The 24,132-nt window shown below is 62.0% G+C and carries 20 protein-coding genes; 13 read left to right on the forward strand and 7 right to left on the reverse strand.

The window, feature by feature from the left end; all coding sequences use genetic code 11:
• Positions 1 to 138 precede the first annotated feature (138 nt).
• From E0501_RS21555 to E0501_RS12905, 3 genes are all read right to left on the reverse strand, one after another.
• Positions 139 to 510 carry a hypothetical protein gene (locus E0501_RS21555; RefSeq protein ID WP_235857840.1) on the reverse strand — a complete coding sequence of 124 codons (372 nt, stop codon included), beginning with the start codon at positions 508 to 510 and terminating at the stop codon, positions 139 to 141.
• Between the two features lie 208 nt (positions 511 to 718).
• The gene (locus E0501_RS12900; protein WP_137701742.1) at positions 719 to 1,585 is read right to left on the reverse strand and encodes a dienelactone hydrolase family protein; all 867 of its coding nucleotides are present in this window, start codon (positions 1,583 to 1,585) and stop codon (positions 719 to 721) included.
• Positions 1,586 to 1,794: 209 nt separating this feature from the next.
• Positions 1,795 to 3,369 (reverse strand): ABC transporter substrate-binding protein, encoded by a 1,575-nt coding sequence (locus tag E0501_RS12905; protein WP_137701743.1) that lies wholly within the window; start codon positions 3,367 to 3,369, stop codon positions 1,795 to 1,797.
• Positions 3,370 to 3,468: 99 nt separating this feature from the next.
• On the opposite strand from E0501_RS12905, the gene E0501_RS12910 reads away from it, so the two are divergent.
• From E0501_RS12910 to E0501_RS12945, 8 genes are all read left to right on the forward strand, one after another.
• On the forward strand, positions 3,469 to 3,819 hold the full coding sequence (locus tag E0501_RS12910; protein WP_137701744.1) for a PqqD family protein: 351 nt from the start codon (positions 3,469 to 3,471) through the stop codon (positions 3,817 to 3,819).
• Entirely contained in the window at positions 3,816 to 4,940 is a 1,125-nt protein-coding gene (locus tag E0501_RS12915; RefSeq protein WP_137701745.1) for an ATP-grasp domain-containing protein, read from the forward strand. Before E0501_RS12910 ends, E0501_RS12915 begins: the two co-directional genes overlap by 4 nt.
• Entirely contained in the window at positions 4,924 to 6,363 is a 1,440-nt protein-coding gene (locus tag E0501_RS12920) for a type III PLP-dependent enzyme domain-containing protein (protein WP_161594613.1), read from the forward strand. The genes E0501_RS12915 and E0501_RS12920 overlap by 17 nt, the downstream gene beginning before the upstream one ends.
• 1 nt (position 6,364) lies before the next feature.
• Complete coding sequence (locus E0501_RS12925; RefSeq protein WP_137701747.1) at positions 6,365 to 8,560, forward strand: urea transporter; 2,196 nt, start codon at positions 6,365 to 6,367, stop codon at positions 8,558 to 8,560.
• A 118-nt stretch (positions 8,561 to 8,678) separates the two neighbouring features.
• Positions 8,679 to 9,260 (forward strand): peptidoglycan-binding domain-containing protein, encoded by a 582-nt coding sequence (locus tag E0501_RS12930; protein ID WP_137701748.1) that lies wholly within the window; start codon positions 8,679 to 8,681, stop codon positions 9,258 to 9,260.
• Positions 9,261 to 9,415: 155 nt separating this feature from the next.
• Positions 9,416 to 10,519, forward strand: coding sequence for an efflux RND transporter periplasmic adaptor subunit (locus E0501_RS12935; RefSeq protein WP_137701749.1), 1,104 nt, complete (start codon positions 9,416 to 9,418; stop codon positions 10,517 to 10,519).
• The gene (locus tag E0501_RS12940) at positions 10,516 to 13,596 is read left to right on the forward strand and encodes an efflux RND transporter permease subunit (RefSeq protein ID WP_137701750.1); all 3,081 of its coding nucleotides are present in this window, start codon (positions 10,516 to 10,518) and stop codon (positions 13,594 to 13,596) included. The genes E0501_RS12935 and E0501_RS12940 overlap by 4 nt, the downstream gene beginning before the upstream one ends.
• A gap of 93 nt (positions 13,597 to 13,689) precedes the next feature.
• Positions 13,690 to 14,835, forward strand: coding sequence for an NADH:flavin oxidoreductase/NADH oxidase (locus tag E0501_RS12945; protein ID WP_137701751.1), 1,146 nt, complete (start codon positions 13,690 to 13,692; stop codon positions 14,833 to 14,835).
• Positions 14,836 to 14,942: 107 nt separating this feature from the next.
• Here the strand turns inward: E0501_RS12945 and E0501_RS21365 are convergent, their stop codons facing one another.
• Positions 14,943 to 15,086 carry a hypothetical protein gene (locus E0501_RS21365; RefSeq protein ID WP_205123493.1) on the reverse strand — a complete coding sequence of 48 codons (144 nt, stop codon included), beginning with the start codon at positions 15,084 to 15,086 and terminating at the stop codon, positions 14,943 to 14,945.
• On the opposite strand from E0501_RS21365, the gene E0501_RS12950 reads away from it, so the two are divergent.
• Positions 15,085 to 15,456, forward strand: a complete 372-nt coding sequence (locus E0501_RS12950; RefSeq protein ID WP_205123494.1) for a M10 family metallopeptidase C-terminal domain-containing protein — start codon at positions 15,085 to 15,087, stop codon at positions 15,454 to 15,456. The two genes, E0501_RS21365 and E0501_RS12950, sit on opposite strands and share 2 nt — an antisense overlap.
• A gap of 281 nt (positions 15,457 to 15,737) precedes the next feature.
• On the opposite strand, the gene eutC is transcribed toward E0501_RS12950, so the two are convergent.
• Together eutC and E0501_RS12960 are read right to left on the reverse strand one after the other, a co-directional pair.
• Entirely contained in the window at positions 15,738 to 16,496 is a 759-nt protein-coding gene (gene eutC, locus E0501_RS12955) for an ethanolamine ammonia-lyase subunit EutC (RefSeq protein ID WP_137701752.1), read from the reverse strand.
• The gene (locus E0501_RS12960; protein WP_328591475.1) at positions 16,493 to 17,905 is read right to left on the reverse strand and encodes an ethanolamine ammonia-lyase subunit EutB; all 1,413 of its coding nucleotides are present in this window, start codon (positions 17,903 to 17,905) and stop codon (positions 16,493 to 16,495) included. Before E0501_RS12960 ends, eutC begins: the two co-directional genes overlap by 4 nt.
• Positions 17,906 to 18,238: 333 nt before the next feature.
• On the opposite strand from E0501_RS12960, the gene E0501_RS12965 reads away from it, so the two are divergent.
• A complete protein-coding gene (locus E0501_RS12965) occupies positions 18,239 to 18,625 on the forward strand; it encodes a RidA family protein (protein WP_161594614.1) in 387 nt (128 codons plus the stop codon).
• A 284-nt stretch (positions 18,626 to 18,909) separates the two neighbouring features.
• The gene (locus tag E0501_RS12970) at positions 18,910 to 20,442 is read left to right on the forward strand and encodes a bifunctional aminoglycoside phosphotransferase/ATP-binding protein (RefSeq protein WP_235857841.1); all 1,533 of its coding nucleotides are present in this window, start codon (positions 18,910 to 18,912) and stop codon (positions 20,440 to 20,442) included.
• 183 nt (positions 20,443 to 20,625) lie between these two features.
• Here the strand turns inward: E0501_RS12970 and E0501_RS21155 are convergent, their stop codons facing one another.
• The gene (locus E0501_RS21155) at positions 20,626 to 20,847 is read right to left on the reverse strand and encodes a hypothetical protein (RefSeq protein WP_161594615.1); all 222 of its coding nucleotides are present in this window, start codon (positions 20,845 to 20,847) and stop codon (positions 20,626 to 20,628) included.
• On the opposite strand from E0501_RS21155, the gene E0501_RS12975 reads away from it, so the two are divergent.
• Positions 20,834 to 21,133 carry a phasin family protein gene (locus E0501_RS12975; protein WP_161594616.1) on the forward strand — a complete coding sequence of 100 codons (300 nt, stop codon included), beginning with the start codon at positions 20,834 to 20,836 and terminating at the stop codon, positions 21,131 to 21,133. The genes E0501_RS21155 and E0501_RS12975 overlap by 14 nt on opposite strands.
• A 509-nt stretch (positions 21,134 to 21,642) precedes the next feature.
• On the forward strand, positions 21,643 to 22,962 hold the full coding sequence (locus E0501_RS12985) for an ArgE/DapE family deacylase (protein WP_137701755.1): 1,320 nt from the start codon (positions 21,643 to 21,645) through the stop codon (positions 22,960 to 22,962).
• The last annotated feature ends 1,170 nt before the right edge of the window (positions 22,963 to 24,132 follow it).

A 24,132-nucleotide genomic window follows, 5' to 3' on the forward strand; every position in this document is an offset into this window, starting at 1 on the left:
CATGCAGCGGTCAGCGGCGGCGGCGCCCACGGAGCGCCCGCCGACATAGATGTCAAGCCAGGGCCGGCCGCCATAGCCGACATGGCAGGGGCCGTTCTGGGGGCGCGGGCCATCGCCGCACAGATCCTCGACGATGCCTTATTTCTGGAGGTTGAGGAAATAGAAGCGCGTGCCGGCGGGGAAGTCCATGCGGCTGCGCCCACCGAATTTGGCATGTCCCACGGCCACGGTGACCGGATCGCTGTAAGTGCCGGAGCCGCCAGCCTTGCGATGGATGACCGGGCGGGCGATCTGGGCCGAGCCGGGCGGCGTGTTGTCCCAGAAGCTGTAGCCGGTGACATAGGCCTGCATCGTGGGACCCGAGGCGCCGAAGCTGGCCGGGACGGGCGTTGCCGTGCCCGAGGACGACACGACGATGCGGCGCGTCGACGTGTCGGATGCCGACATACAGCCGGCCAGGACGGCGGAGCAGAGGGCAAAGGTTAGGATGCGGGGCAGGGATCTGGGCATGGGCACCTCCTGAAGCGTGACAACCGGCCGGAGGGCCCGGAAATTGGCAAGCCGAGTGCGGACTGTCCGGCGAGGGCAGCTTGGGCCTGGAGGGTTAAGAAGAGCTTTCCCGCCGCCCGCGTATTGGAGGCAATTCTAGTTGAATGCCCGAAACCTGCCCGGTCCGGGCGGATACCTGCCGGGCCGTGGGCGCAGCCATGGCTTGCGATCAGAAGCGGCGGGTGGCGTGGGTCTTGATGAAGGACAGGATTTCGCGGCGGGCCTGGGTGGCGGCGGGTTGGTTGAAGCCCACGAGCTTGCCCAGGTAGCGCTGCACGGGGATGCGCAGATCGAAGGAATGCGCCGCGCCGGAATAGGTTTTCACGTGCACGCTGGCGCCGCGGGACGAAAAGCGCTTGCAATCGCGCGGCGGCACCCAGTCATCGCGCTCGCCGCCGAGGACCAGGAGTGGCGCGGCGAGGTTCAGGCTGACCGAGCCGGCGGCGCCACACCAGGGATAGAGCGCCACGACGCCGCGAAACCCGGCGCGGCCCGGGGCATAGCGCCGCTCGGTTGAGGCCTTGGCGGCGATCAGCCCGACGCTGCCGCCGTTGCTTTGGCCGATCAGAAACACGTTGTCGGGATCGACGAAGGGCTGGGACTTGAGATAGTTCAGCGCGTCATAGGCGTCCTGCGTGCGGTAATCGCGCGCGGCGGCGAGGCGCTGGTAGCTGTTGCAGACGCGGCCGCCGGAATTTCCGCGCGGGCCGAAACTGTCGAGGTTGAGCACGACCATTCCGTTGGACGAAAGGAACCGGGCGTAATCCTCGAGCGCGGCCAGAACCGGGGGCTGCCAGCCGCCGCATCCGTGCATCAGGATCACGGCCGGGGCCCGGCCTGAGCCGGAGGGGCGGTGCAGCCGGCCGTTCAGGGCAAGACTGGACTTGGCGCCCGAGGGAATGCTGACCTGCGTTGCCGCCTGTGCCGCGGGCGCCTGCGCCAAAACCGTGGCGGCGAGCAAGGCCGCCGGAACGGCGGCGCGTAGCCAGGTGAAAAGGGTATGGGGCGCCTTCCTGATGTCGCGCAGGATGTGCATGGTCGTGTCCCTCGGTCTGTTCGAGGCCTTCGCAGAAGAACCTCACCACTTATTCTACAACGAAAAAATGGCGCAAATTGGGCCGCTGGGGCGGACCCGGCGCCATTCGCCGCGATTGGTCCCGTACATTATGCGCCAATCGCCGCGCGTCCATAAACTTCGGGTAGACCCGCACATTCTGGCGGGAAACCGCCTTGGCCGCAGGTGGCCTACTGGTCGGCCGGAGCCAGTTGATAGTAGAGCGGGAACGGCCCCTGAAGCCCGCCGAGCGACGAGCGCAGGGCGAGTGGCTGGATGAACTGGCCCAGCACCGCGAAATTGCCGTTCTGCACGATCTTGTCCTGGATGCGCAGCGCCAGCGCCTTGCGCGCGGCTTCGTCTTCGGACAGGACGAATTGCGCGCGCAGGGCTTCGAGCTCGGGATCGTCGGGCCAGCCGATCCAGCCCAGCCGCGGATCGCCGGAAAACAGGATATGCATCGGATCGGAGAGATCATCGGCCGTCCACCAGGTGTGAAACATGTTCCACACCTGACTGGGTTCGCCGGTGCGTTGGGCGACCGCGTCGCGCAGCTCGCGCCAGCTCATCGGTTTGTGCACGACATTCATGCCCAGCTGACCGAGAAGATCGACGGTGACCCGGGTGAAGCCGGAGAGGACCGGGCTGTCGACCGGATCAACGACGACAACGGGCGCACCGGAATAGCCGGCTTCGGCCAGGGCCTTGGCGGCGAGCTGCAAATCGCCGCGCATGTAATAGGGCGCGGACACCACATGTGAGTAGGTGGTGTGACAGGGATAGATCGACAGGCAGGGCGACCAGTAGGCGCGATCACTGATCGCGGCGGAAAGATAGGAGGTCTGGCCCATCGCGATCAGCACCGCGCGGCGGATGCCGGGATTGTCGAAGGGCGGCATCTGGTGGTTGAAGATCGCGGTACCGAAATTGCCGGTGGGATCGAAGACCACGGTCTTGATATCACTGTCCGGGGGGAGCAGGGCAAGCTCGGGCATGGATGGGGTTTCGACGAGTTGGACCTCGTCGCTGGCAAGCGCCTGCAACGCCTCGCGCGGGTCGGAATAGGCGACGAGCTCGATCCGGTCGAAATGCGCAGTCTTGGCCCCGGCGGCAAACGAGGGGGGATCCTGGCGGGGCACGTAGGTTTCGTTCTTTTCGTATACGGCGATCTCTCCGGGAACCCATTCGGCGGCGACAAAGCGGTAGGGGCCCGATCCGGTTGCATCCGTGATCGGCTGAAACGGGCCGGTTTCGGCAATGCGCCGGGGCATCATGAAGGGCACGTTGAGCGAGGATTTCGCCAGGTGTTCGAGCATGCGCGGATAGGGCCGGCGCAGCGTGATCGTAAAGCTGTCGGGCGCGGTGGCGCGAATCGCGCTTGTGTTGGACATGAGCAACCAGCCCTGCGCGTCGCGCGCACCCCAGCGCAGAAGGGAGGCGACGCAATCCTCGGCGGTGACCGGGGTGCCATCATGCCATTGCTGACCGGGGCGCAGGGTGAAAGACCAGGTCAGTTGGTCCTCTGAGACGGACCAGTCGGAGACCATTTGCGGCTGCGGTTCGAGGTTTTCGTCGAGTGCGAAAAGCGTGTCGTACACGAGGTAGCCGTGCGAGCGCGTTATGTATTCCATCGTGATGACGGGATCGATCGAATAGAGATGCGCGTGCAGGGCAAGGCGCATGGTTTCGGCCCGAGCGGGCAGCGCCAGAAGCCAGACAAAGATCAGTGAGAAAAGGAGTCGCGCAAATCTGGTCGGTCTTGGCATGGCTTTGGCCTCCGCTTGCCTGTTGCTCCGCGCTGGTGCGCGTGGAACATCCGCTTGCCAAGGTAACGCATAACGCGCAGAACGATTTGACCGACATCAATGAAAATGCACCGAAAATGCCTAGGGTTGGGTCGATTTGAAAAGAGGTCACTGATGAAGTCTTCGGCAAGGTCCGCCGGAAAAACGCCGGCGGAGAGGGATATTCCGATCCAGGTTTTTCGTGAAAGGTTCGTCTTCAACCGCAGAACGGGCGCGTTTTTCACCAGCAGCCGCGAAGGCGCTTTCATCCTCGAGGCGGCGTGGCGGGGGTTGAGCCGCGAAGAGATCGAAAAGGAAGTGGCCTTGAAATTCGGAGTGAGTGCGGCCGTTGCGATGAGTGATACCGAACGGTTCCTGTTGCGGCTGAAAGAGATGCACCTGCTGCCCGAGCAGATGCGGGCGGGCAAATGAGCGGGTCGGATAGCCGGCCGGTCATCGCGGTAAGTGGCCTGCACCGCGGAGAGAGCCCGCAGCCTGGTGGCGCGGTGATCGAATCCGTACGCGCCGAACTGCCCGAGGCGCGGCTGATCGGCATCAGCTATGACCTGATGGAAACCGGCCTGCACAGCGTGGGGCCCGACCGCGTCGATGCGGCCTATCTGTTTCCCTATCCGGGTGCGGGGCCGAAGGAGTTCATCGACCGGCTGCGGTTCGTGCACGAGCAGGAGAACATCGCGCTGATCATCCCGACGCTGGACAGCGAGCTGGCGAACCTGATCGGGTTGTACCGCGAGCTGGACGAGATGGGCATCAAGGTGCTGGTGCCCTCGGCGGCATCGCTGGCCGGGCGGGAGAAACCGGCGCTGGCCGAACTGGGGCAGAGCGCGAATGTGCCGGTGCCCAGGACCTACGCGGCGCAGAGCGCCGATGTCCTGGCGCGCTGCGCGCTGGAAATCGGCTATCCGTGTTACGTGAAGGGCGCGCTTTACGATGCCAAGCTGGTGCATCACGAAGGCGAGCTCTTTGCGGCGTTCAAGGCGATCTACGATGTCTGGGGCGGGCCGGTCCTGTTGCAGCAGGCGGTGTTCGGCGAAGAGTTCGTCGTCGCCGGTATCGGCGACGGCAAAGGCGGGATCGTGGCGCAATGCGCGCTGCGCAAGCTGTTGCGCACGCGGCTGGGCAAGGCCTTTGGCGGGGTGGTGATCGACAATCCGGACATGGCCGAAGAGGCCGCACGGTTGATCAGGGCGCTGAAATGGGAGGGGCCGTTCGAGATCGAGTTCGTGCAGCCCCTGGGCGGCAAGCGCTACCTTTTCGAGATCAACCCGCGCTTTCCGGCATGGATTTCCTTCCCGGCCAAGCTGGGCTGCAACATGCCGGCCTGGGCCGCGTGCAAGGCGCTGGGGATGAGGCTGCCCGAGTTGCAGCCGTGCCCGCCGGGCAAGATGTTCCTGCGCCATTGCGAAGATATCGTGACCGATATTTCGGCGGTTGCGGACATGAGTATCGACCTGAAAACCGAGCGACGGCAAATCGATGTCGCGGCCGGTCGGGATGGCGACCGAGAAGAGGGGAATGCGCGACATGAATGAAACCTACAAGGGCCCGGAAATCTCGGACGAGCTGGGCAATCTGCCGATCGAGTCGGCGGCCGAGCGAAACCCGATTTCCCGCGGCATGTACAAGAATGTCCTGGACACGATCGACGGCGTGGCGGTCGAGGACCTGGCCAGGGAATACGACACCCCGGTGTTCGTCTTTTCGGAACGCACGGTGCGCGACCGGGCCCGGCGCATGCGCGAGGCGTTTCGCACGCGATATGCCGACACGAGCTTTGCCTGGTCGTTCAAGACCAACCGGCTGGATGCGATCTGTTCGATCCTGAAAGAGGAAGGCTGGCTGGCCGAGGTCGTATCGTCCTTCGAGTACAGCAAGGCCCGGCACCTGGGGTATCGGGGGGACGAGATCGTGTTCAACGGCCCCTACAAGCGCCGCAACAGCATTGAGAAGGCGATGGGCGAGGGCGCGCTGATCCAGATCGACAACTGGGATGAGCTGGCGACGATCGAAAACGCAGTCGAGGAGATGGGCGGCACCTATGACGTGGGTATCCGCATCTGGTTCAACAGCGCGCATGCGCCGCTGTGGTCGAAATTCGGGTTCAACCTGGCCAATGGCGAGGCCTATAACGCCGCGCGGCGCATCATCGACAATCCGGCGCTGCGGCTGCACACGCTGCATTGCCATATCGGCACCTACCTGCTGGACCCCGAAGCCTATCGACTGACCACGCAGGCGATGCTGGGTCTGCGCGCCGAGTTGAAGGAAGATACCGGCCACCTTGTCCCGTGCCTGAACCTCGGGGGCGGGTTCCCGTCTTACAGCCTGTTGCACGGGATGGCGGGCCCGGCCGAACAGGCGGTGCCGCCGATCGAATCCTACGCCGAGGCGATCACCTCGGAGCTGAAGGCGCTGCCCAAGGCCGAGCGGCCGGTGCTGCGCCTGGAATCGGGCCGCTTCCTGGTGGATAACGCGGGTTACCTGATCACCTCGGTCGTGGCGATCAAGGGCGCGTCTTACAAGCATCCGCCGGGATCGCCCCTGTCGAACCTGGCGCAGAAGGAGCAGAGCCTGGGCGCGCATCCGGCGAAGCTGGGCTATGTGCTGGACGCGGGGGTGAACCTGTTGTTCACGGCGGCCTGGTTCGCGATCGATGCAAGCCCGAGCAGGGCAGTGCCCGGCAAGCTTTACCCGACGCGGTTGCTGGGAGATCTTTGCATGGAGATCGACGTGATCCGCGAAACCATCAACCTGCCGCATCTGCGCGTGGGCGATAGCCTGACACTGCATCCCGTCGGCGCCTACAATTTCGACCAGTCGATGCAGTTCATCCATCTGCGTCCTGCCGTGGTTCTGATCGACGAGAACTCGGACGTGCACCTGATCCGCGAGAGGGAGGACATGGAGTACATGGAAAGCCGGGAGCGCCTGCCCAAGCATCTGACCGGCAAGTGACATGGCCGGAGGCGACGCGGCACGGGACAGTCAGCGGACGGCCCTGGTGGCGGCCTGGACGTTTCTGTCGCGGACCTACCTGATCCCGCTTGCGGGCATTTGCCTGGCGCATTCGCCCTGGGTGGGGCTGGGCCTTTGGGGCGTGCTTGCGCAACAGCCGCAACTGGCGCTGGCGGGGGTTCTGGCGCTGACGGGGATCGAGCTTCTTTCGCTCTGGTTGGTCCGGATTTCGGAGGCAGGCGAGCTGGGGGTTGCCGACCGGGCGAACGGGTTGCTGAGCGCGTTGGCCGGCGCCTGGTTGTTTGTCCCGGCCGAATTGTCGCCGGGTGTGAAGGGCCCGATGATCGCGGCGGTGGTGCTTGGGGGCGTATTGCTGACTTTCCTTGCCCGGGATCTTCTGGAGAAGCGTCGCCTGCCGGCCCTTGTCTGGCCTTATTGCGTGATCGCCGTGATCGTTTTCACGCTTTTCCCGCAGGCCTCGGCGCGGTCGCTGGAGTATTTCCATTGGCCGTTGATGCAGATCGAGGCGCTGGCCGACCTGCCGGAGGTGTTCCTGCGCTCGATGGGGGTTTTCCTGTTCTCGCCCTGGCCCTTGTCCGGCGCGCTGATTGCCGCTGTGCTGTTCCTGTGGTCGCCGGCGTTGTTCCTGGCGGGGATCACGGGCTGGGTGGCGGGCATCGCGGTGTCGTCGCTTATGGTGGCGGCGGGGGCGCAGGTGTTCTGGGCCGCGGCGTCCTACAACTTCTTCCTGTCGGGCGCGGCGCTGGGCGCGGTGTTTTTCGTGCCCGGGTTCAGGGGGCTGTTCTACGCGGTGATCGGGGGCGCGGTTGCGGCGCTGATCGCGGGATGGTTGCAGATCATCCTCGACTACAGCGCGGTATCGTTTCTGCCGATTTCCTTTGCGGTCACGCTTTATGCCGGGCTTCTGGTTCTGGCCGCGCCGCCCTTTGGGGCGCTTCAGGACCGGATCGAGACCTGGGCCGGCACGCCCGAGGACAACCTGGTGGCGCGCGACTGGCTGCGGGCGCGGTGGGGGCGTGCAGGCACGCCGATCGCGGGGGTGCCGATGCAGGGCGCGCTGGAAATCACCCAGGGGTTCGCAGGTGCGCTGTCGCATCGCGGGGCATGGCGCCATGCGCTGGACTTCCAACGCCCGGTGCCGTTCGGGGGAAGCGAGGAGATGCGCCCTTCGCTGTGGGGCGAGGCGGTCTATGCGCCGGTGGAGGGCGTGGTCACGGGCGTGAAGGCGGACGTGATCGACAACGCCCTGGGCGCGGTCAATTTTGCCGACAACTGGGGTAACCATGTCATCATGAAAACCCCTTCGGGCGAGCACGTGATGACGGCGCACCTGATGCAGGGCACCGTCGCGGTGGCGCCGGGCCAAAGCGTGGGGTTCGCCACCCAGATCGGGTTGGCCGGGAATTCGGGGCGATCGGCGGTTCCGCACCTGCATCTGCACGCCCAGAAAGGTGAAGAGGCGGGCGCACCGACACGCGATTTCCTGCTGGCCAATTTCTTCGCCTGCGATCGCAGCACGCTTTTGCCAGTCGAATGGCATGCCTCGGGTCACGTGGCCGAGGGGGCGGTCGTCATGGCGGCGGCGGCCAATCCGTTTGTGCGCAACATCCTGGCCGGGATGCTTCCGGGGCGGGGGATCTGGACGGTATCCGTGCCGGATCGCTTGCCTTCCGTGCATGGTGCCGGCGGGCCGATCGTGGTCGAGACGGCGTTGCAGGAGAACGGGCAATACATGTTCCGGCAGGCGCAGGGCGACTGGATGTCGGCGGCGCTCGAGTTCGACGGGTTGCGGGTGACGGGGCTGGGGGCGACGTCCTACAGCCTGGTATCGCTGCTGGCGGTGGGGCTGGCGACGGTGCCCTATGCCGCCTATCCCGGGCTGGCATGGCAGGACTGGTTGCCACGCGCCTATCCGACGGCGACGCTGAAATACCTTTATCGACAGTTCACGACGCGAAGGTTGCGGTTGACCCGGCTGGAGATGCGCTGCGAGGCGGTCGGCGAGCTGGCGGGGGCCGTGACCATCCTGTCGCGCCCAATGCCCCGCCCCGGGGATTTGCCGCGATCCTGTGCGCTGACCATCGCGCCGCGGCGTGGCCCGGTGAAGCTGGTTGTGGAGGACGAGGCCGGGACGCGGGTGTATGAACAGATATCGTTCGAGCCGCACGAGACATGACGGGCAGACAGGAGATGCATCGCCGGGCAGGCCGAAGAATTTGTTCTGGCGCAAGGCAGGGGTCTGCAAAGGCGCGCTAACAAGAGGGCATGGGTTTGATCGAAGGAAGGAAGGTTTCATGAAACTGCAGTCTGCCGTGCTGGCCGTGTTTCTTGTCGTGGCGCCCGCTGTGGCACAGGCCGATACGATCGTGAAATGCGTGCAGCAGGGGCTGAAGGAGGCCGGTTTCAACCCGCGGGGCATTGACGGCGTTATCGGTGAAAACACCCTGGACGCTGCGCAAGAGTGGGCGGAGAAGACCAGTGCCGGGCTGCCCGATCTGACCGAGGAGACCACGCCGCGCTGGTGCGCGGCCCTCGTCGCGGCGAATGAGGCGGTTCCGGAGCCCGCGCCGGAAACGGGGCAGTATTGCATCTGGTTCGAGGATATCCTGAGCGGCGTCTGGCTGGACCCCGACGGAAAGCCGCTGCTTGGCTTCCGGCTGGCCGCGCAGCAGGACGGCGCGGGATGCTATGCTTGGCTGAATACGGTGCCGGACTGGCAGATCGTCGAGACCGGATTGCAGATCCTGCGGATCACGCGGGATGGGTCCAAATGGACCTCGGGGGACGAGGAAAACGGGCTTTTCGCCGACCGGGAAAGCCGACGGGCCCGATACATTGTCAGCGGGTTCGTCACCGATGGGGTGCTGATCGACTAGGGCGTGGTGCGGCGTGAGCGGGGTACGGAGCGCAGAGGGTTCACCCGTATTTGACTGCCGGTGGGATCAAACAGATATTGCTATTCCCGAAACCTGCTTTACGTTCAGTCCATTGCCCGGCGCGGTGATCCGCGCAGCCATGGAAGCCGCATACAATGTCCCTATGGAAGCAGTTGCTCGTCGTGATCCTGTTGGCTGCCCTGGCCAATGGAGGATACGAGGGATACCAGCGTTACGTTGCCCCCGCCGAGACGGAGCAGGCCAGTAGCGGGCGCCGGGCGCCCGGTCCGGCGCCGGTCGAGGTGGCGATTGCCGAGACCCGCAGTTTGCGCGAGATCATCGAGGCCGTGGGCACGACGCGCGCGCGCCAATCGGTGGATATCGTGCCCGAGGCCAGCGGGCGGATCGAAGAGGTGGCCATTACCCCCGGTCAGCGGGTTGAAAAGGGCGCCGTCCTGGTGCGGTTGGATGATGCCGTGGCCCGGGCCGATCTGGACGAAGCCAATGCACGTCTGATCGAGCGCGAGCGGGCATTGGAACGGGTGACGCAGTTGCGCGGCTCGAACGCGGTGGCCGAGGCGACGCTGGAGGAGGCCGTCGCGCGGCTGGCCGAGGCGCGCGCCCAACTGGACCGGGCCGAGCAGCGGCTGGCCGAGCGCACCATACGCGCGCCGTTTTCCGGCACCGTGGGCCTGGCCGAGGTCGACCGTGGCGCCCGCGTCAGCGCGGGAACGTTCATCACGCGCCTGGATGATCTGGCGGAGGTCGAGGTCGAGTTTTCCCTGCCCGAGACGCTCTTTGCCCGCATCGAGACCGGGCAGGAGGTGACCGCCAGGAGCGTGGCCTTCCCGGGCCGGGGTTTCGCCGGGCGGGTCGACGCGGTGGATAGCCGGATCGACCCGGTGAGCCGGGCGTTCCGGGCCCGCGCGATCATTCCCAACCCCGACGGAACACTGCCCGCGGGCATGTTCATGTCCCTTGAGCTGGTCCTGTCGGAATCGCAGCACATCGTGGTGCCGGAAGAGGCGATCATCTTCCAGGCGGCGGAGACCTATGTCTTTGCAATCGTGGACGACAAGGCGCAGCGCGTCACGGTCAGGACCGGGCAGCGCCGTGACGGGCAGGTTGCCATCCTCGACGGGCTGGCGGAAGGCACGCCGGTTGTCGTGCGCGGGCTGCACCGGGTGCGGAATGGCGGCGCGGTCAAGGTGCTGAACGCGCCCGAGGGCGGCGCGGCCAGTGACGGGGCCGGATCGTGACGCTTTCGGATATTTCCGTCCGCCGCCCGGTTCTGGCGGCGGTGGCCAACCTGCTGCTGATCGTGTTCGGCATCAGCGCGCTGAGCGGCATTCCGGTGCGCGAGTTGCCGGATGTGGACAACGCGGTGGTAACCGTGACCACCAGCTATCGCGGCGCCGCGCCCGAGGTGATCGACACCGACATCACCGAAACCGTGGAAGGGGCTGTCGCCTCGATCTCGGGGATACGCTCGATCAGTTCGGAGAGCCGGCAGGGCCGGTCGCGGGTGACCATCGAATTCGAGGCGGGCCGCGACGTGGACGTGGCGGCCAACGATGTGCGCGATGCCGTGGGCCGGGTTCTGGATGACCTGCCGCAGGAGGCCGACCAGCCCGAGGTGGAAAAAAGCGATGCCGATGCCGACCCGGTGATGCGCCTTGCCGTGGTGTCCGACCGGATGAGCACCGCCGAGATCACCGATTACATCGACCGCTTCATCGCCGACCGGCTGGCGACACTGGATGGCGTGGCCAGCCTGCGCATCTATGGCGAACGCTCGTTCGCGGTGCGCATCTGGCTGGACCGGCGGGCGCTGGCGGCGCGCAAGCTGACCGTGGCGGATGTAGAGCGCGCACTGGTGCGCAACAACGTGGAGCTGCCGGCGGGCGAGGTGAGCTCGGTCAACCGGCAGCTGACCGTGCGGCTGAACAGCCGGTTGCAGAGCGTCGAGGATTTCCGCGAGGTCGTGCTGGACCGCGTGGCGGGCTATCCGGTGCGGCTGGGCGATGTGGCCCGGGTCGAGCCGGGGGTGGCCGACGATTCCACCATCGCGCGCAGCGACGGGCGCGATGCGGTCGGCGTAGCGGTTCAGCGGCAGAGCCAGTCGAACACGCTGCAGATCTCGAACGCGGTGCGGGATGAGATTGCGCGGATCACCCCGACCCTGCCGGAAGGCATGGAAATCCTGATCGGGTCGGATGACGCGCTGTTCGTCGGCGCCTCGATCCGCGAGGTGGTGAATGCGCTGTTGATTTCGCTGGGCCTTGTCGTGTTGGTGATCCTGCTGTTCCTGCGGTCGTTTCGGGCGACGCTGATCCCGGCGATCACAATTCCCGTGTCACTGATCGGGGCCTTCGTGCTGATCGGGGCCTGGGGGTTTTCGCTCAACACGCTGACGCTTCTGGCGCTGTTGCTGGCGATCGGGCTGGTGGTGGACGATGCCATCGTGGTGCTGGAAAACATCCAGCGCCGGATCGAGAATGGCGAGGCGCCGCTGGTGGCCGCGCTGAAGGGCGCTCGGCAGGTGACTTTCGCGGTGCTGGCCACCTCGGTGACGCTGATCGCGGTGTTCGTGCCGCTGTCGTTCATGCCGGGGCAGGTGGGCCGGCTGTTCATCGAGTTCGGCTGGGTGATGGCGGGCACCGTGGCGATTTCCACCTTCGTGGCGCTGACCGCCTGTCCGGCGCTCGCCTCGAAGGTGCTGCGCCGCGGCACAGGGGCCGTGCCCGAGGAGAGCGACAAACCGCGCGGCCGGTTGCAGCGCGGCTATGCCGCCCTGCTGCGGCAGAGCCTGCGCATGCCGCTGGTGGTTCTGGTTCTGGCCGGCGCGGTGGCCGGGGGAGCAGCATTTTTCTATGATGCCCTGCCGCGCGAGCTGGCCCCGCGCGAAGACCGGGGCGTAGGGTTCGTGCCGCTGACCGCGCCGCAGGGCAGCACCGTCGCCTATACCGACCGGGCCGCGCAGCAGGTGGAAGCCCTGTTGCAGCCGCTGCGCGAGGAAGGCGTGGTGGAAACCGTGTTCACCTTTACCGGCTGGGGCAACCGGGCGTGGCGATCCTTCGTCGTGTTCCGGCTGGCGCCCTGGGACGAGCGCGAAATGTCGGCCTCGGACGTGGCGCGATCGCTCGCGCCGAAGATGGGGCAGGTGACGCTGGCGCGCGGCTTCCCGATCACGCCGGCTGGGCTGGGGCTGCGCGGCAACTCGACCCCCGTGCGGGTGGTGGTGAGCGGGCCGGATTTCGACAGCGTGAAAGAGTGGTCGACCGCACTCTTGGCGCGGGCCGAGGAGATCGACGGGCTGGTCAACCCGGAGATCAATTTCGAGCAGAACCTGCCGCAGCTGGAGGTGCGGATCGACCGGGAACGCGCCGATGACCTGGGGATTTCGGTCGAGACGATCGCGTCGACCATGCAGTCGATGCTGGCCTCGCGGCAGGTGACGACATTCGTCAGCCGGGGCCGGGAATATCCGGTGATCCTGCAGGCCGAGGAGCGCGACAGAAGTTCGCCGTCGGATATCGACAACATCTATATCCGCTCGGGCGATGGTGAGACGCTGGTGCCGCTGGGCGCGCTGGTGACGGTCGAGGAAAACGCGGCGGCCCCGTCGCTGCGCCGGTTCGACCGGCTGCCGTCGATCCAGCTGTCGGGGGCGTTGGCGCCGGGGGCGGACCTGGGGGCGGTTCTGGGCCAGCTGGAAGAGATCGCCGCCGAGATCATTCCGGCCGGCGGCAAGCTGGGATATGAGGGCCAGTCGCGCACCTTCAAGGACACGACATCGGGCGCCAACCTGGTATTCGCGATGGCGCTGCTGATCGTCTTCCTGGTGCTGGCGGCGCAGTTCGAAAGCTTCATGCACCCGGTCATCATCCTGCTGACGGTGCCCGCGGGTGTCGCGGGGGCGATCTATGCAATGGCGGCGGGGGGGTTGTCGATCAACGTCTATAGCCAGATCGGGATCATCCTGCTGATCGGGCTGGTGGCCAAGAACGGGATTCTGATCGTCGAGTTCGCCAACCAGCTGCGCGACGAAGGCAAATCGGTGCGCGAGGCGGTGATCCTGTCGGCTGTGCTGCGCCTGCGGCCGATCATGATGACGGTTCTGTCGACGATCCTGGGCGCGCTGCCGCTGATCCTGGCGACGGGGGCGGGCGCGGAAAGCCGCAACGCGATCGGCACCGTGATCATCGCGGGGCTGGCGCTGGCCTCGGTTCTGATGCTGGTGGTGACGCCGGTGCTGTATGATCTGCTGGCGCGCTTCACCAAGCCGCGCGGCGCGGTGGAAAAGGCGCTTGAGCAGGAGCTGAGCGAGGCGTGAGCGCCTGTCCCGTCACGTCACTTGGCCGCGCCGGTGATTGAGGCGCGCGGCGCGGCGCGCTAGCCTTTGCTGAAAGCACGAAGGAGGCCCGTGATGTCAGCCATACCGCATCTTTTTCGTCCGATGAAATTGCGCAGCGTCGAGACGCGCAACCGCGTGGTGATTTCGCCCATGTGCCAGTATTCGGCGCATGACGGGCACCTGGAGGATTGGCACCTGGTCAACCTGGGGCGCTTTGCCATCGGCGGCGCGGGCATCGTCTTTACCGAGGCGACCGCGGTGCAGAAGGGCGGGCGGATCACCCATGGATGCCTGGGGCTGTGGACCGACAGCCAGATCCCGGGCCATGCCCGGATCGCGCAGTTCGCCCTGCGCAATGGCGCCATTCCGGCGATCCAGCTGGGCCATGCGGGCCGCAAGGCGGGGATGCAGCGCCCGTGGTTCGGCAACGGGCCCCTGACCGAGGAAGACTTCGCCCGGGGCGACATGCCGTGGTCGCCGGTTGGCCCATCGGCGATCCCGGTGGCGCACGGCTGGCCCGTGCCGCATGCGCTGAGCGTGGACGAGATCGCGACGCTGGTGGAGGATTTCGCGGTGGCGGCGCAACGGGCCCTGGCGGCGGGATACAAGATCGTCGAGATCCATGGCGCGCATGGCTACCTGCTGCACAGTTTCCTGTCGCCCCTGTCGAACAGGCGCACGGATGCCTATGGCGGAGACCTCGAGGGGCGCATGCGCCTGGCGCTTGAGATTGCCGCAGCAGTACGCGCGGTGTGGCCGGACGAATTGCCGCTCTTCTTCCGCACCTCGGCGGTGGATGGCACGCCGGAGGGCTGGCAGCTGGACGATACCGTGGTTCTGGCGCGCGCGCTGAAGGCGATTGGCGTCGACGTGATGGATTGTTCGTCGAGCGGGATTGCCGGGGCGGCGACGGCGGGGGCCACGGGCAAACGTCAGCCTGGGTTCCAGGTGCCTTACGCCGAGCGGGTGCGCGAGGAAGCCGACATGCCGACCATGGCCGTGGGCCTGATTACGCATCCCGAGCAGGCCGAAGCGATCCTGCAGCGCGGGCAGGCCGACCTGATCGCTATTGCGCGAGAGGCGCTGGTCAACCCGATGTGGGCACTGCACGCGGCGCGCACGCTTGGCTTTGACACTGACTTCGCAACATGGCCCGAGCAATCGGGCTGGTGGCTGGCCGGGCGCGAGAAGACCTCGGATTTCTACGAACCGGAGTAGGAGGCGGCCAGCCGTTGGACGGGGTGACGCGGCGCGCACTCCGCCGCGTGGAAGAGCAAGCGCCTATGGCCGGCTGAAATCCGGTGGGGGACGATCCGTTCGCCAACTCATGTCACGGATAATTCGAAGTCGAAATCCTCGGTGTATTTCGCGCTCAGGAAATCCATGAAGCGGTTGTGGAACTGGCGTGTATGCGCATGGGCCAGCGCGTCTGCGCGGGCAACATCGCCGTCGCGGATCGCGGCGATCATGTCGGCATGTTCCGATCCCAGCAACCTGTCGGTTGTCGAAGCTTGCAGGAAAAACGGCAATGATTACCTTAACGGGGGATTTGGGAATGATGTCCTTGCCGGAGGTCATGGTCGAGATGATCTTGTCGGCGGCAACGGCGATGACGTTTTTGTCTTTTCCTCCGATGGAGGAAGTGACCGGGTGCACGATTTTGAAGCTGGTGCTGACAAAATTGGGCTAAGCGGAGTCAGCTTTTCGGATTTGACCATTGTCGAGCGCGATGATGGCGCATTGATAAGCGATGGGAACGCAGAGCTCCTGCTGGCAGGTATTGGAGCGGATGAATTGTCCGAGACAGACTTCATTAGCGTCGAGTTCGACTACCTGTGAGACTCATCTTGCTACTTTTCTTCTGGAGTGCTGTGGGGGTGATCGCTTGCTCGTAAGCGCGGAAGGTAATCAATTAAGTTTTTCTGCGTTGGCTTGAGGTGTGCGTGTAGGGCTCAATATGCTGCGTTGACCGTTGGCGGCCACCTTTTCGTGCTACTTATCAATTACGGATCGATATCCCTGTTGGGAGGTCTTTCGGCGCAATCCGCTCGATCAGAAGCGGACGCGCTTAAGCGCCGGTTCGCTAAGTTTTGGGGTCCACACATGCGGCTGGGAAAACACTAGTCGCTCTGACTGGTCAGGGTGTTTTCTGCGCGTGCCATGCTCAGCTCTACTCCACTCAGGCCCGTCTCCCGCATGGCGACAATCAGTTGCTCTGCCTGTTCTGCTGCGTCCACAACATTTGTCCCTGCCTCACGGATGTTCGAAATACAATTCCGCGCGCTGTCCTGGGTCGTCGCCTTCGGGCGATGGGTGATGTAGACACCGAGGCTGTCGGCGGCCGAGAGCCCGGGGCGTTCGCCAAGGGCCACCACAACCGTCTCGGCCCCCAACGCTTGAGCTACTCTGTCTCCGATGGCCACCCTTGCCTGTCGCGCGCAGACGATCTTTCCGATCGTCAGGCCTCGAGCCAATAACCTTTTGGAAAGAGCTGTCACGAAAGCCGGGCCGTTGAGCGCAGCTGCAATTGCTGACAGCCCGTCCGCGAGCAGCAGAGCAACGTCCAACGGGCTTTCATTGTGAAGGGTTTCCGCGGTTGCTTCGGGTAAAAGGCGGCCAAGATCGGGACGCCGGATGAAGATGTCTCGGGTGCCTGCGGCGCTGGTCACCGTCTGGCTGTCGAGCCCGGCCGCTTTCAGAGCCTTTTGAATCCTCGGAACATCCAGTTCAGACAGTACCGCCTCGCGAGCTCTCGCGTGATCCAGCGAGAACTGAAGCGATGTGGACGTATCCATTGCGCGCCCACGAGGGCCAAAAGTCAATCGGGCCTCTGTCAGCGCCTTTATGTCTTGCCGGCTGAGATGGTGGAGCTGGCTCATGCTAACGGTATCTGCAGGTTTGCCAACGCATTATCCAGTGTCGGCAAGGTGACGCCCGGAGTGCCGATACCGTTGGCCTCCATCCATGACATGAACTCCGGTGCGGGCGGGCGACCCAGCGTGTCGCGGATGTACTGCGCGTCGTGGTAGGACAAAGACTGGTAATTCAGCATAATGTCGTCAGCGCCGGGCACGGTAATTACAAAGTTCACGCCCGCAGATGCGAGGACAGTCAAAAGGATGTCCATGTCCTCTTGATCAGCATAGGAGTGGTTTGTGTAGCACACATCGACGCCCATCGGCAGCCCCATCAGTTTGCCGCAAAAATGGTCTTCCAGTCCCGCGCGGATGATCTGCTTTCCGTCTGCAAGGTATTCTGGACCGATGAAACCAACCACAGTGTTCACCAGAAGCGGACGGTAGCGGCGGGCAACCGCATAGGCACGTGCCTCCATCGTCTGCTGATCCATGCCATGATGTGCATCTGACGACAGTGCTGCCCCTTGACCGGTTTCAAAATACATCAAGTTTGCTCCCTGCGGAGCGCGTCCAAGGGCTTTCACCGCGTCATGCGCTTCATCCAACAACGAAAGTGACACGCCGAACCCATTGTTGGCCTTCTCCGATCCCGCTACCGATTGAAAAACGAGATCGACCGGCGCGGCGCGCTCCATAGCGGCCAGCGCCGTACTCACATGGCCGAGGCAGCAATGCTGCGTAGGGATGTTCAACTGTGTCCGAATTGCCTCGAGAACCTCGCATATACGTATGTAGTCAGACAGGCTGTCAGTTGCCGGATTTACTCCGATTACGGCGTCTCCAGCGCCCATCAACAAGCCGTCGAGTGCAGACAGTGCGATGCCCCGGCTGTCATCGGTCGGATGGTTCGGTTGATTGCGTGTCGACAAGTGGCCCGACAGCCCAATGGTCGACCGAAAACGCGTGACGACTTCGATCTTCGCAGAAACCGTGATGAGGTCTTGCGAGCGCATGATTTTACTGACTGCAGCGACCATTTCCGGGGTGACGCCCCAGGCAAGTTCAGCCAGCGCCCGGCCATCTGTAGAAGGGTCAAGCAACCAGTCCCGAAATGCCCCGACAGTCAATGAGGCGATCGGTGCAAAGGCGTCGCGATCATGCTGCTCGGCGATCAATTCGGTTACGGCATCACCCTCAACTTCAAGTATGTCATCCAGAAATGCCCTGAGCGGCACGTCCGCCAGACAATGCTGAGCTGCAAGTCTTTCTATCGGTCCGTCTGCCGCCAAACCCGCCAGCACATCGCCTGACCTCTCTGGTGAGGCCTTTGCAAGCAACACCTTGAGAGACGGAAACTCGAACCGGGTCCCGTCAATATTTACTCGGTAGACCATACCGAAAGCATGTGCACACTGTTCTGTCTCGAGCAAGCATTGACATGCTTTGTTGGCTTGAACGTGGTGCAATCGCGAGGCTGGAGAAGTCGAGTTTCATGGTTTTTGCATCCAGGAAATCATCCCGCTCACTACGATCCAGGTCGAAGTCTGAAATGTTCGCCTAAAGGCTGTTAGGCTATTTCCCTCTCAAGCGGCTGTTGAACAGTTCGAACTTTCCTTGGTTCGTATCGCTAAACAGAACCTCGGAGCCGATCCGAAAATGTTAGTGTGTGACCTGCTGCTGAACTGCTTCGGGCTGCTATGGTTGCCCACAGACTTATCGTATCATCGAACTCACAACTTAATGGGCAAGAAAGGGGTGTAACCATGAACAAAAGTATTCAGACAGACAAAGCACCGCCGTCCTTCTCTGATTACAGCCAGGCGGTTGAAGTACCAGCGAACGCGAGGACGGTTTATGTTTCTGGTCAAGTCGGCGCGGAACTTGATGGCAGCATTCCAGATGACGTCGTGAAACAACATGAGCTGGCGTGGCGCAACGTCTTCGCTATCCTGAACGCAGCGGACATGGACAAGACGCACATCGTAGATGTTTTTGCGATCGTGACTGCTCGGGACGGGGTCAAAATCTTCCGTGAGGTGCGCGACAAGATGTTTGGTGGCCACCTTGCCTGCTCGACAATCATGATCGCGGGTCTCGCCAGTGAAAACTGGAAGGTCGAGATTGCCGTGAGAGCAGCAAAAGTGGATTGATCAAGAGGCAGATTATGCAATGTATTGCGCCGTCTTCCTCGATCGCGGTGACCACCTTTTGTAACAGCGGGATTATTGTGATCGGCTGTTTCTCAAAAGCAAGATTCCAGGGCGCAAGACAATGTTTGACGAAAAAAGTCAGATGCACGAGAGCTTTAACGTGGCTCTGCATGACCCACATCGGGGAAGTACTGGTAAACAAAACTTTCGAAAGTCAGTCTGTCTGGGCGTAACTGGCACGTGCAACATTTGTCGTAGCGGAATTTCAAGGCGGAGAAACGCAATTGAGCTTTGATGAAATCGTAAGGTTCTTGTCTGAACCGAAGACGTATAGCTCCGACACCCCCGTTGAAGCGGTTCAAACGCATGGCGCGATGGTTTTTCTGGTGGGCGATGAAGCTTACAAGATAAAAAGGCCAGTGCACTATGATTACCTTGATTTCACTGCATTCGAAACCCGAAGGATGATGCTCCAACGCGAGTTGGAACTGAATAAACCGAGTGCACCGGAGATTTATCTGGGCCTTGTTCCGATCACGCAGGAAGCTGATGGGCGCCTGGCACTGAATGGCACCGGAGAGGTTGCCGAATGGGCTCTGCACATGCGGCGCTTTCCCGCGACCGCAGAACTTTCCCGGGTGGCGGAACGCGGCGAGCTCAACTTCGCTCTTGCCGAAGAAATCGGACGAGCAATTGCTGACTATCACGCTGGCATCGAGGTGCGCGAAGCCGACGGGACGACCCTTGTCACCGAAATTGCGGCTGAGTTCAGACGCGAGTTCTCCGGGATGGCGGACATCTTTTTGGCAACGCGCATCGAACAGTTCCACAATCTTGTCGACGCAGCTATCAGTGCTCATGCGAGTCTTCTGAGCGCGCGCAGTCGTGCTGGCCATGTTCGGCGGGGGCATGGAGATCTACACTTGGGCAATATGGTGTTGCTGGACGGCCACCCGGTGCCGTTTGACGCGCTTGAGTTCGATGAGCGGTTGGGAACGCTCGATGTCCTCTACGATCTGGCCTTCGTGATCATGGACCTTCTGCACGGCGGCTTGAGACGACAGGCGAATGCTGTTCTCAATGCCTATCTCTATCGGGCAAACGAACCGGACCATTTCGACGGATTGGCGGTGCTACCGCTTTTCCTCGGCATCCGGGCTGGAGTGCGAGCAATGGTTCTGGTGCAGGCTGGGCGGACGGAGGGCAAAGAGGCCGAGACGATCTTCGAAAAGGCGCGAGCCTATCTTGATCACGCGATAGAGTACCTTTCTCCAGCCACACCCAGGCTGGTGGCGGTGGGTGGGTTTTCCGGCACTGGCAAGACAACAATTGCCCGGCATCTTGCACCCGATATCGATCCCGCGCCCGGCGCGATCCATCTGCGCAGCGATCTCGAGCGCAAGGCACTGTTTGGGGTAGATCCGCTGACCCGGTTACCGCAGAACGCTTATGATGCGAAGATTGGGCGCGAGGTCTATGCCCGGTTGCTGGATCGGGCCGAGCGCACATTGAGGGCGGGGCATTCGGTGGTTATAGATGCGGTTTATTCCGCTGTGGAGGAACGTCGAGCTCTAGCAGCGCTGGCCGAACGATGTGATGTTCGACTGACGGGGCTATGGCTTCAAGCCGGCGAAGCTGTGCTATTGAGACGAGTGGCCGAGCGACGCGGCGATGCTTCGGATGCGGATGAGGCGGTAGTGCGCCGACAGCTTGATGAAAACAAGATTGCCGCGCTGGATTGGGTGCCTGTTGAAGCAGAAGGGGCAATTCCTGAGGTGTTGCACAAGGCCAGAAGCGCCCTTGGTATCGCTGTCTGAAGGCGCCTCCGAAGTCTGAGAGCTTGGTCGAGTACCGGTCTGCCTCCCGGCAGTTCGGTTGCCGGGCCCATGAGGTACACCGTGGTCGGCTCGGACCAACTTTTGTTTGAACGTCTTTGACGAAGAAAAAGAACAGTCCGCCTCTCACCCCCTGAGCTTTTTTCGTTGGGAACCGGGCATGCATCAAATCTGAAAGCCGCCGACTTTCTTTTGGGCATTTTTGTGCTTACGATCCAGATAAACGCCCGTTTGTTGTGAAAAAGCCATAAAGCAACTTGTTGTTTTACGCCCAAAGGTGTCGAAATCGTTTGGTGTTGGATGCCGCAAAGGAGAACGCAACATGGGAAAACCCGACAAGACGAAACCCGGAAAGGACCCAGGAGCAGCCGCGATGGCTGCGCTCATGGCCTCAAGTCCGGCCGCGACGAAAGCTTGGCTGGACATTTTTTCGGAGAGCTCGCGATTTGTGACAGATCGTCTGCAGCATGACATGGAAACGCAAAAGGCCTTACTTGCTTGCAAGACGCCGGCGGAATTGCTGCAGGTTCAGTCAAGTTTTTTCAAAACCGCAATGGAGCAATACGCAGACGAGGCCAATAGGCTTTTCAAGATGATGTCCAAAGCGACGGAAGACACTCTCAAGGAAGCGCAATCAGGTCTTTCCCGTGAGTATGACGACGTACCACTCTGAATTTTGGGGCGGAAACAAAAGGCATCATGACATCAGGTGATGGGCTGATCTGGCGCGGGGTATGACATGTACGCTTTGCGGCCGTCGGATAAAACTATTGCGAAGGTCCGCTATCCAGCTTCATTACACTTGGACGGGCAGGAACGCGTGGATCATCTCTGAAGAAATATCGATCAATATCGACACGAAACCGAGTACCCCAATACCAGCAGGAAGGCGCCGCCATCTGGATTCGGATCGCGGAGTTGTTCTCGATCTCACGAACCGACCCTTTGAGCTTTGCCATTTACAAAGCATCGCGCATCGCTAGCGAGCAATGTCCTCTGACAAGTTCTTTGAGTAAACTGGGCGAGGGCGTCACGTCATGCTGGAATGCGTCTGAAAAGAAAGCCGTTTCTATGAGAAGGATATGAAATGTCTGCCCGGCTCAGCCCGAGTTAATTTGACAAAACGGGCCGGACAAAGGGTACAAATGGGGTCATCTGGCCGATTTCCAAAAGGTTCTCCTCATGAGCGCGAAAACTGAGACATCTCTTGACGAACAAACCAGAGGGCTCATTCGAGCTGCCGTCGCTGATCACTTTGAAGAGGAGCTCTCTTTCCTTGCTGATTTCGTGCGCATTCCCAGTGTTCGTTTCGAAGAAGCGCCGGCACAGGATTTCATCGCTGCTGCTCTTCGCGAGCGCCGCTACGAGGTCGATGAATGGACGATCGAACTCGATGACTTGGAACCACTACCGGGATTCGGACCGATCCACGGTGACTTTTCCCGCGCTCGCACCGTTGTTGGCACCCACCGACCAAGCGTGACGCGTGGTCAGTCGCTTATCCTTCAGGGCCATCTGGATGTCGTCCCAACCGGCCCTCTTGATATGTGGACGACCCCTCCTTTCGAGCCGACTATTGAAGATGGGTGGATGTATGGCCGCGGCGCAGGCGACATGAAGTCTGGAACTGTGGCGGCAATCTTCGCGCTCGACGCGCTGCACCACGCTGGCTTTGAGCCGGCGGCGCGAGTCCATATCCAGTCCGTGATCGAAGAGGAAAGCACCGGACTTGGTGCACTCTCTACCCTTCAGCGGGGGTATCGCGCGGATCTTGCCGTTCTGCCTGAGCCTTCTGACCACACCATTAATCGCGCACAAATCGGTGTGCTCTGGTTCCGCATTGCCGTGAAGGGCAAGCCTACGCATGTCGCCGTGGCTAAAGAGGGCTCCAATGCGATTATGGCGGCCTATGATGTAATCCGAGCCCTGCAAGAACTGGAGGTGGAGTGGAATGCCCGCGCTGCGAAAGACCCGATCTACGGCGATGTTGCGCATCCTCTGAATTTCAACGCGGGCAAGATTTCCGGAGGAGACTGGGCGTCGAGTGTGCCCGCTTGGTGTAACGTCGATTGTCGTATGGGGGTTTTGCCCGGTCAGAGTCTCGCGGCGGCAAAGTCCGAAATCGAGGCTTGCGTTTCCGCCGTCTCGCGCAATCATCCATTCTTATCCAATAACCCGCCAGACGTGACCTGGAATGGTTTTCAAGCCGAAGGGTATGTTCTTGGAAATGACGCCGACCCCGGTCTGGAGGCCATGCGCCGCAGTCATGCCGCCGTATTTGGGGAGGGGGCTGAACTAGAAGAGCGAAAGATGACTGCGCTTACCGATACGCGCTTTTACGGCCTATACTACGACATTCCCGCCTTCTGCTACGGCCCGCGCGCAGAAAACATTCACGGCTTCGACGAGCGTGTGAATCTATCTTCCGTGAAACAGACGACCGAAGTTCTTGCACTCTTCATTGCTGATTGGTGTGGCCTGAACCCTCTGCAAGACGATTGAGTGGCCGCGCGCGAGCAGGAGTCCTGAGCCTATGGAAGACAAGTGACCGTCGCGCCGAAGTCATCAAGCAGGGTTCTTCGAGCCATCCTTTTTCGTGGGCAACAAAAAGCACTTAGGGCCGTTTGGCACAGTAGAAGCTGCATTGATTAGAGCCCGGAAAATCCACTCAGCGTCCGTTCAACTTGACCGAATTCAACGGCATCCTCGAGCCAAAGGCAGAAGTACGTAGTTCTGCGACAAAGGTGCGGTCAATGAGCCACGTCGCGGCACCTTTTCGATTACTTGCCGCTCAAAAAGCTTACGAGGTAACTACTAACTGGTACTTTTCATGGAATTCTTGAACCTTACGGGAGCGAGGGAGAAATGCGTTTCCTGACAGCTTTGACCTGCGTAATGGTCGCGCTCAGCGTTGGTGCTGGGGCGCGCAGTCAGGAATCGGAGCCTGATCTGGACATGGGCGCAAGACTGGTCAAGGCACGCTGTACTGCCTGTCACGTTCAAAACGCTCTCCCAGAGCTCGTTGAACGCTGCGTCGGAGGACTTGGAGAAGAGTATCTCGACACTTTCCTCCGCACACACCACGCTCCGGATGACGATGCACGCGCAGATATCATTGCTTTTCTTACCTGCGACAAAGCTGAATAGAAATCTACCATTCCTTGCACCCGCGCCAATACCGAGGCTGACAGCCCAAAGCGAACATCTAACCCAACACGCTGTTTCTTGAGGCCGAGGCTCGTGTTCTTTTCTACGTGTTGAAAAGTATTGTCGTGTCCCACTTGGCTGCTTACCAACCTGAGACAGCCAACAGGAATACCAAGACTAATGAGCTCGTGTAGAGAGTAGCGGAGTGGCGGAATAGTAATTCTGGAACATCGTGCAGCATGGATAGCCGGACCCCCATCCGGTTCATCCTTAAGGGGTCATCAATATTTGTGACGTTAGTTTGCCGATATTGCGGCAACCTTTAGGCAAGCCATAAGTGAGGTTTCGCGTTTTGTTGAGCGACGGTTGCGCGGCGCCGATCAGGTCGACCTGGGCAACGAAAGTCCAGCGCCAAAAGCCTATATGGACCGATGAACGGGGGACTCCATATCGGGTGCGATCATCACGCGAACCTTTTCCGCATGGTAGACTCTTGCAACTCAGCTGTAGGGTGCAATTTGTTTG

The sequence above is a fragment of the Marimonas lutisalis genome (assembly GCF_005434965.1).
Lineage (GTDB): Bacteria > Pseudomonadota > Alphaproteobacteria > Rhodobacterales > Rhodobacteraceae > Marimonas_A > Marimonas_A lutisalis.

Bases quoted from the DNA above. Each gene is read 5' to 3' on its own strand.
- E0501_RS12905 (WP_137701743.1), bottom strand. From the start codon at position 3,369: ATGCCAAGACCGACCAGATTTGCGCGACTCCTTTTCTCACTGATCTTT.
- E0501_RS12900 (WP_137701742.1), bottom strand. From the start codon at position 1,585: ATGCACATCCTGCGCGACATCAGGAAGGCGCCCCATACCCTTTTCACC.
- E0501_RS12925 (WP_137701747.1), top strand. From the start codon at position 6,365: ATGGCCGGAGGCGACGCGGCACGGGACAGTCAGCGGACGGCCCTGGTG.
- E0501_RS12930 (WP_137701748.1), top strand. From the start codon at position 8,679: ATGAAACTGCAGTCTGCCGTGCTGGCCGTGTTTCTTGTCGTGGCGCCC.
- E0501_RS12910 (WP_137701744.1), top strand. From the start codon at position 3,469: ATGAAAATGCACCGAAAATGCCTAGGGTTGGGTCGATTTGAAAAGAGG.
- E0501_RS12950 (WP_205123494.1), top strand. From the start codon at position 15,085: ATGTCGGCATGTTCCGATCCCAGCAACCTGTCGGTTGTCGAAGCTTGC.
- eutC (WP_137701752.1), bottom strand. From the start codon at position 16,496: ATGAGCCAGCTCCACCATCTCAGCCGGCAAGACATAAAGGCGCTGACA.
- E0501_RS12985 (WP_137701755.1), top strand. From the start codon at position 21,643: ATGAGCGCGAAAACTGAGACATCTCTTGACGAACAAACCAGAGGGCTC.
- E0501_RS21155 (WP_161594615.1), bottom strand. From the start codon at position 20,847: ATGAGCGCAGCCATCGCGGCTGCTCCTGGGTCCTTTCCGGGTTTCGTC.
- E0501_RS21365 (WP_205123493.1), bottom strand. From the start codon at position 15,086: ATGATCGCCGCGATCCGCGACGGCGATGTTGCCCGCGCAGACGCGCTG.
- E0501_RS12945 (WP_137701751.1), top strand. From the start codon at position 13,690: ATGTCAGCCATACCGCATCTTTTTCGTCCGATGAAATTGCGCAGCGTC.
- E0501_RS12920 (WP_161594613.1), top strand. From the start codon at position 4,924: ATGCGCGACATGAATGAAACCTACAAGGGCCCGGAAATCTCGGACGAG.
- E0501_RS12915 (WP_137701745.1), top strand. From the start codon at position 3,816: ATGAGCGGGTCGGATAGCCGGCCGGTCATCGCGGTAAGTGGCCTGCAC.
- E0501_RS12965 (WP_161594614.1), top strand. From the start codon at position 18,239: ATGAACAAAAGTATTCAGACAGACAAAGCACCGCCGTCCTTCTCTGAT.
- E0501_RS12975 (WP_161594616.1), top strand. From the start codon at position 20,834: ATGGCTGCGCTCATGGCCTCAAGTCCGGCCGCGACGAAAGCTTGGCTG.
- E0501_RS12935 (WP_137701749.1), top strand. From the start codon at position 9,416: ATGTCCCTATGGAAGCAGTTGCTCGTCGTGATCCTGTTGGCTGCCCTG.
- E0501_RS21555 (WP_235857840.1), bottom strand. From the start codon at position 510: ATGCCCAGATCCCTGCCCCGCATCCTAACCTTTGCCCTCTGCTCCGCC.